This window comes from Carboxydothermus ferrireducens DSM 11255 (assembly GCF_000427565.1).
Lineage (GTDB): Bacteria > Bacillota > Z-2901 > Carboxydothermales > Carboxydothermaceae > Carboxydothermus > Carboxydothermus hydrogenoformans.
Map to the genome: position 1 here is coordinate 57,068 of NZ_ATYG01000017.1, position 7,699 is coordinate 64,766.

General features: G+C 34.9%; 6 protein-coding genes. 5 read left to right on the forward strand and 1 reads right to left on the reverse strand.

Annotated features, from left to right (window positions below; genetic code table 11):
* Nucleotides 1-2 precede the first annotated feature (2 nt).
* From CARFE_RS0107375 to CARFE_RS14660, 4 genes are all read left to right on the forward strand, one after another.
* Nucleotides 3-2,579 carry an Ig-like domain-containing protein gene (locus CARFE_RS0107375; protein WP_028052285.1) on the forward strand — a complete coding sequence of 859 codons (2,577 nt, stop codon included), beginning with the start codon at nucleotides 3-5 and terminating at the stop codon, nucleotides 2,577-2,579.
* Nucleotides 2,580-2,717: 138 nt separating this feature from the next.
* Nucleotides 2,718-3,209: a hypothetical protein gene (locus CARFE_RS0107380; RefSeq protein WP_028052286.1), complete on the forward strand. Its 492-nt coding sequence runs from the start codon at nucleotides 2,718-2,720 to the stop codon at nucleotides 3,207-3,209.
* A gap of 185 nt (nucleotides 3,210-3,394) precedes the next feature.
* Nucleotides 3,395-4,711 carry an HD domain-containing protein gene (locus CARFE_RS0107385; RefSeq protein ID WP_028052287.1) on the forward strand — a complete coding sequence of 439 codons (1,317 nt, stop codon included), beginning with the start codon at nucleotides 3,395-3,397 and terminating at the stop codon, nucleotides 4,709-4,711.
* A 1-nt stretch (nucleotide 4,712) separates the two neighbouring features.
* On the forward strand, nucleotides 4,713-5,261 hold the full coding sequence (locus CARFE_RS14660) for a hypothetical protein (RefSeq protein WP_034541853.1): 549 nt from the start codon (nucleotides 4,713-4,715) through the stop codon (nucleotides 5,259-5,261).
* A gap of 564 nt (nucleotides 5,262-5,825) precedes the next feature.
* Here the strand turns inward: CARFE_RS14660 and CARFE_RS0107395 are convergent.
* Complete coding sequence (locus CARFE_RS0107395; protein WP_028052288.1) at nucleotides 5,826-6,086, reverse strand: IS110 family transposase; 261 nt, start codon at nucleotides 6,084-6,086, stop codon at nucleotides 5,826-5,828.
* 323 nt (nucleotides 6,087-6,409) lie between these two features.
* Between CARFE_RS0107395 and CARFE_RS0107400 the strand changes: the two genes are divergently transcribed.
* Entirely contained in the window at nucleotides 6,410-7,591 is a 1,182-nt protein-coding gene (locus CARFE_RS0107400) for an AAA family ATPase (protein WP_028052289.1), read from the forward strand.
* Nucleotides 7,592-7,699 lie beyond the last annotated feature (108 nt).

A 7,699-nucleotide genomic window follows, 5' to 3' on the forward strand; every position in this document is an offset into this window, starting at 1 on the left:
ATTTGTTTGTATTGAGGGATCTTGGTTATTATGAATTAACCGTTTCTGGAAAAACTGCAACTGCTACTTTGGCTTCCTCGACTGCCTATGAAGGCAGAGACTATACTCTAACATTAAAATCGTTAAAAGATGGAGATAAGTCCGTTTCTGGTTCTACTTATTTTGTAGTAATTGAAGGTGTACCGGTTGCTGAAAGTATTGGAACAAAAGGTGAATTTATTAAGTATTCAACCACACCTTCTGTTCCATATACTAGCTCGGATGTAAGAACTGATTCGGTTGGTAATAAGGTATACGATAAAATCGCTTTAAGATTCGATGGAGTGAATCCAAATTTAAGCGGAATTGTCTTTAAAGGAACTGGAACCGCAAAGGTTACAATTTATGCATTAAATACAGGCATTATTAGTGGGAAGACAGCATACTTTGACTATGTTGCTGAAACTTCTATAACGGTCAATGGTAATGATGTTATAAATGTAGTGCCAGACCAAACTGAATTAACAGTAAATTCTCCAGCTAATGTTACATTAACTATTTTTGATCAAAAAGGTTATGATTTTACTTCAGGTAATTCAGCCATTAAGGCAGTTTATGTAAGTGCATCAGGAGCTGGGATGACTCCAGTGAATAATATTGAACTTAAAGCTGGTGCAATGACGGTAGCAACTAATACTATTAAAATTGGTGGAAGCGTGAACATTACTGTAAATGCAAAAGTCACTGTAAATGGAACTGATACTTGGGTAACAAAAACAGTATCGATTCCAGTAAAAGGATATGTACCTACTGTATCGGTAAGTCAATCAATTTATGATCAGGAAACCGCACTTACTGTAACTGTTAAAGACGTAAATGGAAATCCTATCAATAACGCCATTATTGCGTTTGATAATAAAACAGACATTAAAGTAAAAGGTAGCGATGGTACGTTTAAAGATGCAACTGAGGTAATTGGTAAGGATACAATAGTCGATGGAACAGTAACAAATATTACTGACGGTAATTATAGCGCAACGATTAAAGCTGATACCCCTGGCTCAACAAATATTATCATTATGAAGAAACTTGCTGATGGAACATATGAAACATGGGCTAAAGTTCCATATACATTCCTTGGATATGAAAAGTATACAGTAACTGCTGATAAAACAGCACTACTTGCTAATTATGCTGAAAATGTAAAAATTACAGTTAAAGATGGTGCCAATGTAGTTTCCGGAACTGGTTTCAAAGTAAGTTTAAAACATTCTGACACTACAGCATCCATTTCACAAAATAGCCTCTCTGATTTGAATAATGTAACATTAGACTCTACTGGTAGCTTTACATTAGGGAACCTTAATGTAAGCAAACCAGGTACACTAACAATAACTGTAACATCAAATGATGGAAAGAGCTTTGGAACAGTTAAAATTGATGTTGTAGCACCCAAAGTTGTATTAACACCAAGCGATAATGTAATAACGGATAGTGTGAAAGAATCGATCAAGGCAGTAATTTATGATCCAAGAAATAATGCAGAAATTAAACTCCCAATTGATTTTGCAATTGTAAAAGATTCCGAAAATACCAATACCTTGAGTGTATTAAGCGTATATCAAAAAGATGGAAAAACTATAGCAACAGATAGTGATAAGCAAGGTGCTTCAACTTATGAGTTTGTGATTTTGGCACAATATAATAAAGATGCCAAAGCAGCACCGCAATTTGATGTAAAAGTAAATGGCATAAAAGTCGCAACTTTTGATGTAAAACCTGCTGTAGTAACAGTAAGCTCGGATAAAGTAACTGTTGCTGTTCCAAAAGCTATAACGGTAACTGCAAAAGATGCCCATGGTAAAGCACTTGCTGGTTATGTTGTTAAATTATCTGGCGCTGGTGTAAGCCAAGAATTAACCCTTGATAGCAATGGTCAGGTCACTACTTATATCCAATCCAATGCAACTGGAGACATTATCGTAGAATTAAAAGATGTAGCGAACGAAACCATAGCCAAAATTAAATCTGACGTATTTGTAGATTCTCAAGCTCCAGTAATTACCGTAACAGCTCCCGAAAAAGTTGAAGTACCCTATGTTGATGTAACTGTTAAAGTAAGTGATAACGATAAGGTTGCTGCATTAGCCGTTAATAATGCTGCTGTAGCTCTTGTAGCACCTGCAGCTGAAGTAAATAAAGTAGTACGCGTCAACCTTACCGAAGGTGATAACACTATCGTAGTCGAAGCTGCTGACCTTGCTGGTAACGTTGCGTCCAAGACCATCACTGTAAAATATGAAAAACCGGTAACACCTCCATCCAACAACAATGGCGGCAATACCAATACCGGCGACAAATACAGCAAGTACGTAGGACAGATGGTGCAACTCACCTACACCAAGACCAACCTCCGGGTAGCGCCGCAGGCCAATGCTAAGCTTCTGGTAACCTTGAAGAAAGGTTACAAGATGCGCTACCTCGGCCGGGAAGGTGTATGGAACAAGGTACGGGTCTCCATCTGGAGCAATGGCGGCTACAAGACCTACACCGGTTACATCTACGACCCCAACTTCTGGACCTTAGCACCTATCCAGTAACTTCAAAACCCCCGGGTTTAAGCCCGGGGGTTTTTTACAAAGTAAATTTAAATATGGTCTTGAAACCAGAAAATTTTTAAAAAGGAGCGGTTAAAAACCCGCTCCTTTTTAAGTATCAAATACAAGGGGTTGTTAAAAATGGGTAAGTTTCGCTGCGGCAAAAAATTGCCATACTCTGTAACCGTAACCGTAAAAGCCACCGATAACGACAAAATTGAAAGTGTGAACATCGCTGGTAAAGTCATTGCGGTCGGAACAAAAAATGCTGAGGTGAGCACTATCGTAACACTATCGGAAGGCCCCAATCCGATTAAGGTACAAATAAAAAATACCTCCGGCAACATCACCAAAAAAGTCATGACCACAACCTTCCAAAAAACCTCCTCCCCTCCCGCCAAAGACACCACCGGCGATAGGTACGGTAAGTACATAGGAAAGATGGTACAACTCACCTACGCCACCACGAACCTCCGGGTAGCGCCAAACGGCAAACTCCTGGCAACATTGAAAAAAGGCTACAAAATGCGCTACCTTGGCCGGGAAGGTGTCTGGGATAAGGTCCGGGTAACCCTCTGGACCAGGGGCGGCTACAAGACCTACCCAGGCTATATCTACGATCCCTACTTTTAGGCTCTAACCAATGCTTAAATGCAACAAAACCTGGTAAAATCCGCGGGTTCTCTTTAGGAAATGGGCACTAAGTTAGGCAGAAAAAATACTTTAAGTGATAGAAGGAAAAGTAAAAAATAGATAGAAAAAGTAAATAAATGAGTAAATTAACAAATTAATCCGATAGCTTTTGGTGGTGTTGTGTTGTGAAAAATTATGAAATTAGAGATCCGATTCATGGTTTTATAAAGATTAATGAATGGGAAAGGGAGATTATAAACCATCCGATTTTTCAAAGACTTCGCAGGATTAAACAATTGGCATGGACAGATATGGTTTATCCTGGAGCAATGCATACTCGTTTTGAACATTCATTGGGAGTAATGCATGCGGCAACTAAAATGTTTAATGCAATAATTGAAAAAGATTTATTATTCCTACAAAAGGAATTAAATTATAATGAAGCAGGGATTAAAAGAGATCTGGCATTATTAAGGATTGCGTGTTTACTTCATGATGTTGGCCACCCTCCTTTTTCCCATGCGGGGGAAGATTTAATGCCAACCAATCCGAAAACTAATAAAGCGTATAAACATGAGCACTATTCCGCAGCAATAATTAGACATTTTTTTAAAGAGGTTATTGAACAACATCCAATAAATCAAAAAAATTATCAAATTACTGCGGAACAGGTTGCCAGATTTATTGAAGGAAGTTTGCCAAAAGATGGAGCGCTTATCTGGAGGGATTTACTTTCAAGCCAGTTAGATGCTGACCGGGCAGATTATTTATTAAGGGATTCGTATCATTGTGGAGTTGCCTATGGAAAGTATGATTTAGATCGTTTAATTATTTCAATGACAATAGGTATAAATGAAGAAACAGGTGCTCCTCTTCTTGCAGTTGAAGAAGGAGGGGTGCATGTTGCTGAAGCGTTAATTTTAGCTCGCTATCAGATGTTTACGCAAGTTTATTTTCACCATACACGTAGGGCTTATGATTATCATATAATAAAGTTAATGAAAATTTTACTTGAAAAGGAACAAAAAAATGATTTAAATATTACTGAAAAAGATAAATTTCCTCCTCCTGATACAAAAGAAAATTTGCAAAAGTATTTAAAATGGGATGATTGGAAGGTACTCGGAATTATATCACGAAGGATAGCCAAGGAAGAGGGAGAGGTTTTTTTAAATAGAAATCATTTTAGAAATGTTTATAGCACGCTGGAAATTCCTACGAAAAAGGAATTAACTGCGATAGGTAAAATAGAGCAAAAATTTAAAGAGAAAAATATTTGTTATTTTGTTGATAGGGCTGAGCAATCATGGTATAAGTTAGGTGAAATGGATATTGCAATATGTATTGATACGGAAAACAAGAAAACTGTTCCGTTATCAAGTATTTCAAATATTATTAGGAATTTAAAACCGATTATGCAACAAAGAATTTTTGTTCCTATAGATGAGGTGAAAAATGCTAAGGAGATAATTAAAGCGACAATTGGAAGGGGGAAAAAATAACATGAACGAGATTACTTGGAATAAATATGGTTTAATAATATATTTAGTTAAAGAGTTACAAAAGGTGTCGCCACAAATTGGCAAAACGGTTATTCAAAAAATGGTATATATTTTAACGGAATTATTTAATGTTCCCACCGGTTATGAATTTTCTTTGTATACTTATGGGCCTTATAGCAATGAGCTTGCAGAAGATATTAGTTTTGTTGCCGCGTTAGATGGGATTAAAGTAAAGCCATCCAAGAAATTTGGATATGAAATAAAAGTTGGGAGCAGAAGCGGGGAAATAATTAAAGAAGCTGAAAGTTTTATAAAAGATTATATGAGTAATATAAAACAAGCAGTTGAGGCATTTGGAAATTTAACTGCCAGAGAATTGGAATTACGTTCAACATTGATTTATATAGCTATCAATGACAGTAATTTGAGTAAAGATGGTATCATTAAAAAGTTTAAAGTGCTAAAACCATATTTTACCGACGAGGAGATTGAAAAAGCTTTAAATGACTTAGTAGAAAAGAAGTTTATTAAGTTTGAGTGCCAGCGTTAATTTAACTGCTTCCCGCCGCTAATTAGGAATACATCAAGTAATAGTGAGAGTCCTTAACATTTCGTGAATTGCTGTATAAATAGTGGCTTGAAAAGTGGTAGTAAATCGAAGTGGTGAGTGGGATATTTTTGGACCAGAGTAGATATAAAACCTTAACCACTACCTCAACGACCAGACCTTCTATGCCAACATCTAAGTGCGAAAAGCCCTGGAATTACCCGGGGCTTTTTATTTTTCCAGCCTCTAACCTCCAATCTCTAACTCCCAGATCGGGCCCTTTCCCGCCGGTTTAATTTTTTTAAAAGAGATTTTGTAAAAAGTGGCTAAATAGGAAGGTTTATTTTTGGAAATAATATCAGCTCAAGTTTTTACAAGATAAGGTAAATTTTAAAATGTCGAATTATGTAAAATTTTAACGACAAAAAATGGCAAAATAGCACAAGGAATCGGAAAAATTTTGTAGAATAAATTTTTAAAAAATTTTTAATAAATTGCTATAGCTGTCTGATTGGGTTTTGGATGTTTATAAGATTTTAAGAAAGCCGCTAATTCTGGTACAGAAGCTTATTGTGCAGGTTCCAATGTAGGATAAAGTTTTAAAAAATCTATAGCAGCTAGTAAAGTAGGCTTGGAAAAAAGCTCAAGTGCTACTAGAAAATATTCTTTTAAACAGGCGATTAAACGGTTGGTTAAACGAGTAGCTTCCCGTATTAATGTGTCCTGGTCACGGATTAAATTTTTAAATTTTTGGATTAGATCTGAGTCTGGCTTAAGCTGGCGTAAATGGTGAATATCAGTTCTCCAAAGTTCTGCCAGATAGGGCATTTACTACCTTCCTAATTTATTTTGGAGATTAACAACTGTAGCTCGGCGGTCAGCCTTATTTAACTAAGGTGCTCGAAGCACGACCACTCTATCGACCGTGACCGGCCACAGTTTTATGTCGGGAAGGACGACTTTCGTATAGGCAGTCGAACTGAATAGAAGGAGATAGCCTTTTCCAGAAAAACTTAGCTTTCTATCATTTTAGTACGTTGGCATGAAGGATTTTGCCTTCTTGCTATAAACCATTTTAATAGATAAGGGAGCAATCAAAATTCATCATATTATTGGTGTATATTATTTAGTGTGGTGGGAGGGAAGGTAATTTGAAAATAAAAGAATTAAAAATAAAAAATTTTCGTTCCATTAAAGAACTAAATATAAACGAAATTACAAATGCCATGATTTTTGTTGGAAAAAATAACGTTGGCAAAAGTGCAATAATTAATGCAATAAGGTTACTAGCCGGGGATTACCAAGTAAAACCTGAGGATTTTCACAAAGATTCTGGTGAAATTGAGGTAAAAGGAATAATTTATTTTGAAGAAGATGATTTTAAAAATTTTATTTTTGATAACAAGATAGGTATACTAAAAATACCATCAAATGCCAATGATTTTAATCATGTAAAGGCTGGAACTAATTTTCAAGAGGATAGCTTTAATGATTTCAAAACGAAAAGAGAAGAGTTAATATCTGGAAAAAGTTTTGAAGAAATACAAAGTGATGAAGAATGCAGGGAAGTATACAATATATGGCTAAAGGCAATAAAAGACAAATTTAAAATAATAGAAAATGAAATAACAATTATTTGTAAGGTTAATAAAAATAATATGGAGTCTAATTATTATGATGCTGATTTAAATAATATTAGTGATTTAAAAAAATTTTTACCAAGAATAGCATTTATTGATGATGATAGGAATTTTGAAGAAGAAGGTAATGGAAAAGCAAAAACGCTTACAAATGAATTATTTTCAAAATTCATTTTAAATATAAATAGAGCTAACGAAGAAATTTCTTGCGATTCTTGTGTATTAGACAATTGCAAAAGATGTATTGATGAAATACATAGGAAAAATATACAAGAATTAAGCCTCAGAGATTTGGAAAAATTAATAAAAAATAAAATGGATATAAATTCAAGAGGAGTTTCTGAAACAATAAATAGATTTTTTCAAAATAACTATTCTCAACAAAATTTTAAAATAATTATTGATCCCACAAGCAATTTAGAGAAGTCATTATCAATTAAAACAAAAATAATTGATTCCAATTTGGGTAAGAAATTGGATTTATCAAATGTTGGGGCAGGGGTAAGAAGTATCTACATTTTATCTTTATTGCAAGCATATCAAGAAATGAATAGCAATGACAATGTTATATTTTTGTTAGAAGAACCTGAAATATATTTACATCCTTCTCTACAAAAATTGATGGGAGCAATATTACATTGTTTATGGCAAAATAAAAGTGCAGAGTTTGGCAAGATAAAAGTGCAGAGTTAGGAATAGTAAAAAAAAACCATTGCCAGCAGTCCCAAAATCTAATAACCTCTTGTTTGTAGACCAATACGAACAGGAGGTATAGAAAGGATGCTAGCAATGGCTGATATT

Coding starts and splice junctions, on each gene's coding strand:
- CARFE_RS0107380 (WP_028052286.1), top strand. CDS start 2,718: ATGGGTAAGTTTCGCTGCGGCAAAAAATTGCCATACTCTGTAACCGTA.
- CARFE_RS14660 (WP_034541853.1), top strand. CDS start 4,713: ATGAACGAGATTACTTGGAATAAATATGGTTTAATAATATATTTAGTT.
- CARFE_RS0107395 (WP_028052288.1), bottom strand. CDS start 6,086: ATGCCCTATCTGGCAGAACTTTGGAGAACTGATATTCACCATTTACGC.